The sequence below is a fragment of the Rhodococcus sp. CX genome (assembly GCF_015865005.1).
In the GTDB taxonomy this organism is placed as follows: Bacteria; Actinomycetota; Actinomycetes; order Mycobacteriales; family Mycobacteriaceae; genus Rhodococcus.
The window spans coordinates 835-4,394 of the sequence record NZ_JADZGH010000244.1 but is presented as its reverse complement, the minus strand read 5'-3'; the positions used below and the strand labels follow the sequence as shown (position 1 = coordinate 4,394).

The window sequence follows — 3,560 nt, the reverse complement described above, 5'->3', positions numbered from 1 at the left end:
CCACGAGCACCGTGCCGTCGGCGCATTCGTCGTGACCCGCCGGCATCTGCGCCTCGACGGCAGGAGGCAGCCCGAACAGCAGCCCGAGCGCGATGGCGATCGACGTCGGCACGAACAGCCACGCCACCCCGGCGAGCACGATGCCGAGGAGCACCGATGCGAGCGCGACGCGGCGGGCACGCGGCAGCAGGAGGTGCGGCGGCAGCAGGTCGAGGGACACGGATTCGGGCGCAGGCCCGTCAGTCCCCGGCAACGACCTCACCCACGCGCGCGACTGCATCGGCGAGCGGCACGGTCTGCTGCTCGCCGGTACGCAGGTCCTTCACGACGATCTCGCCGGCCTCGAGTTCACGATCGCCGAGGACCAGGGCGACGACGGCCCCGGACTTGTCGGCGGCCTTCATCGCGCCCTTGAGTCCGCGTCCTCCGTAGGCGAGGTCGACGCGGATGCCCGCGCCGCGGAGCTTGTGGGCGAGCGGAACCAGTGCGGACTTGGCGGCGTCGCCCATCGGCACGCCGTACACCTCGCAGCGGGCCGGGGTGGCGGCGCTCTTGCCTTCGGCGGCGAGCGCGAGGATCGTGCGGTCCACACCGAGACCGAACCCGATACCCGACAGCGGCTGTCCGCCGAGCTGCTCCATCAGGCCGTCGTAGCGGCCGCCGCCGCCGATGCCGGACTGGGCACCGAGGCCGTCGTGCACGAACTCGAAGGTGGTCTTGGTGTAGTAGTCGAGGCCACGGACCATGCGCGGGTTGACGACGTAGGGCACCCCGAGTGCGTCGAGGTGGCTCAGCACCTCGTCGAAGTGGGCCTTGGCGCTGTCGGACAGGTGGTCGAGCATGAGCGGCGCGTCGGCGGTCATCTCCCGCACCTGGGGGCGCTTGTCGTCGAGCACACGCAGCGGGTTGATCTCGGCGCGGCGGCGAGTCTCCTCGTCGAGCGGCAACCCGAACAGGAACTGCTGCAGCAACTCCCGGTACTGCGGCCGGCAGGTCTCGTCGCCGAGCGAGGTGACCTCGAGGCGGAAGCCTTCCAGTCCCAGGCTGCGGAAACCGGCGTCGGCGACGGCGATGACCTCGGCGTCGAGCGCGGGATCGTCGACGCCGATCGCCTCCACGCCGACCTGCTGCAGCTGCCGGTACCGGCCGGCCTGGGGCCGCTCGTACCGGAAGAACGGGCCCGAGTAGCTGAGCTTGACGGGCAGCTGGCCGCGGTCGAGACCGTGCTCGATGACCGCGCGCATCACACCGGCGGTGCCCTCGGGGCGCAGCGTGACGGACCGGTCGCCACGATCGGCGAACGTGTACATCTCCTTGGTGACGACGTCGGTGGATTCGCCGACACCGCGCGCGAACAATCCGGTGTCCTCGAAGATCGGCAGCTCGATGTGCCCGTACCCGGCCAGACGCGCGGCCCGCGTCAAACCGTCGCGCACGGCCACGAACTCCGCGGACTGCGGCGGAACGTAATCCGGGACACCCTTCGGGGCCGAGAACGTGGAGACCTTGCTCACCTGTCGCTGCTTTCTCTCGTCGGAACGATGTGCGTGTGGGCCCGGATCAGCGGGTGCCGGCCAGGCCCGTCAGGAAGGGGTTCGACACCCGCTCCCGACCGATCGTGCTGGACCGTCCGTGCCCCGGAAGGATGTTCGTGGCGTCGTCGAGCACCAGCAGTTTCGCGGCGAGCGACTCGAGCAGCTGCTCGTGGTTGCCGCCGGGCAGGTCGGTGCGGCCGATGGACCCCTCGAACAGGGTGTCGCCGGTCAGGGCGACCGGAACCTCGGTGCCGTCGGGGGTGGTTGCGACGGTGCGCAACACCACCGATCCCTGGGTGTGGCCGGGGGTGTGGTCGACGACGAAGCGGATCCCGGCGTGCTCGATCTCGTCGCCGTCGGCGAACTCGATCACCTCGTGCGGCTCGGTGAAGGTGGCGCCCTGCAGGAACGGTGCCAGGCTCGAACCGAGTCCGACTCCCGGATCGGTGAGCATGTGCCGGTCGCCGGGGTGGATGTAAGTGGGGATGTCGTACCGGTCCGCGACCACCTGCGCCGACCAGATGTGGTCGAGATGCCCATGGGTGAGCAGTACCGCGCGCGGACTCAGGTCGGATCCGGTGAGGAACTCGTTCAACGGTTCGGCGGCGTCCTGACCGGGATCGACGACGACGCACTCCTTCGAGTTGTCCTGCGCGAGGATGTAGCAGTTGGTCTGGAACATCCCGGCGGGGAATCCGGTAACGAGCACGAGCATCGCTCCTACGGTGAGGGCAGTTCTGGGGGCCCCTACAGCCTAGGTGCAACGCCCGGTCCGCCCGCTTCCAGGTTCGGGTGGCAAACTCGATCCGGCCTGACTTCACAGCTCAGCCACGACCGACGGGTTACGGGAGGACTACAGCAGTGCCGAGCAACGCACAGCGGCGCCAGGCCGCGAAACGCAAACTCGAACGGCAGCTCGCGCGCCGTGCGGAGCGTGAGCGCAAACGCCGCCAACGGAACATCGGTCTGACGGCCCTCGGGGTGATCGTCGCGATCGGTGTGGGCGTCACGCTGTGGGCGGTCAACCGCGGCGACGACGAGAGCGCCACCACCGCCGCCGGCGAGACCGAGCAGAGCTCCGAGTTCGCAGCGATGCCCGCCGGTCGCGCCGAACCGCTGCCCGAATCCGTGAACTGCGCATACCCGGCCGACGGGCGCGAGCCCTCGCGGCCGGTGGAGCCACCGCGCACCGAGGGCATCCTCACCAGCGGCGAGGCCAACACCGACATCAGCGTCAGCGTCGAGACGACGCAGGGGAACATCGGGTTGATCCTGCACAACTCGGATTCGCCGTGCACGGTCAACAGTTTCCTGTCCCTCGCCTCGCAGGGATACTTCGACAACACCGAGTGCCACCGGTTGACGACGTCGCCGTCGCTGCAGGTGCTGCAGTGCGGTGACCCGACCGGTACCGGCAGCGGCGGGCCGGGCTACGAGTTCGCCAACGAGTTCCCCACCGACCAGTTCGCGGCCGACGACCCGGCCTCGCAGGAGCCGATGACCTACCCGCGCGGCACCCTGGCGATGGCCAACGCCGGCCCGGGCACCAACGGCAGCCAGTTCTTCCTGGTCTACGGGGATTCGATACTGCCGCCGCAGTACACGGTGTTCGGTACGGTCGACGAGACCGGACTGGCGACACTCGACAAGATCGCCGCAGAAGGTGTCGCCGGCGGCGGCGCCGACGGCAAGCCGGCCCTGGCGACGTCCCTGACCAGCGTGAGGATGGACTGATGGCCCGCACCCGAACTCGTCTCGCGGTCGTCGCCGCCGGCGCAGCACTCCTGCTGGCCGGTTGTTCCGACGACGGCACCGACACCGCCACGACCACCACCCGTACGGCGACGGCCACCCAGGCTGCGCCGACGTACACGGGCGCGCTGCCCGAACGTCCCGCCGCGGGCGACCCCGTCGACTGCAGCTACATGCCGGACGGCGAGGCCGCGAAGGACGTGACGCCGCCGCAGGGAAGCGGGGTGAGCACCGCGGGATCGCCGACGGTGACGATGACCACCAGCGCGGGCC

The 3,560-nt window shown here is 70.0% G+C and carries 3 protein-coding genes and 2 pseudogenes; 2 read left to right on the top strand and 3 right to left on the bottom strand.

The features are described 5' to 3' along the window. The 3 genes and pseudogenes from I0Q12_RS26665 to I0Q12_RS26655 all read right to left on the bottom strand — a co-directional run. Positions 1–220 (bottom strand): annotated as a pseudogene (locus I0Q12_RS26665) (hypothetical protein); the annotation flags it as partial. Between the two features lie 19 nt (positions 221–239). Then, positions 240–1,514: a histidine--tRNA ligase gene (gene hisS, locus I0Q12_RS26660; RefSeq protein ID WP_197256323.1), complete on the bottom strand. Its 1,275-nt coding sequence runs from the start codon at positions 1,512–1,514 to the stop codon at positions 240–242. Between the two features lie 46 nt (positions 1,515–1,560). Then, complete coding sequence (locus tag I0Q12_RS26655) at positions 1,561–2,244, bottom strand: MBL fold metallo-hydrolase (protein ID WP_197256325.1); 684 nt, start codon at positions 2,242–2,244, stop codon at positions 1,561–1,563. Between the two features lie 152 nt (positions 2,245–2,396). On the opposite strand from I0Q12_RS26655, the gene I0Q12_RS26650 reads away from it, so the two are divergent. Together I0Q12_RS26650 and I0Q12_RS34015 are read left to right on the top strand one after the other, a co-directional pair. After that, positions 2,397–3,269 carry a peptidylprolyl isomerase gene (locus tag I0Q12_RS26650; protein WP_197256321.1) on the top strand — a complete coding sequence of 291 codons (873 nt, stop codon included), beginning with the start codon at positions 2,397–2,399 and terminating at the stop codon, positions 3,267–3,269. Further along, positions 3,269–3,560 (top strand): annotated as a pseudogene (locus tag I0Q12_RS34015) (peptidylprolyl isomerase); the annotation flags it as partial. The gene I0Q12_RS26650 and the pseudogene I0Q12_RS34015, both read left to right, overlap by 1 nt.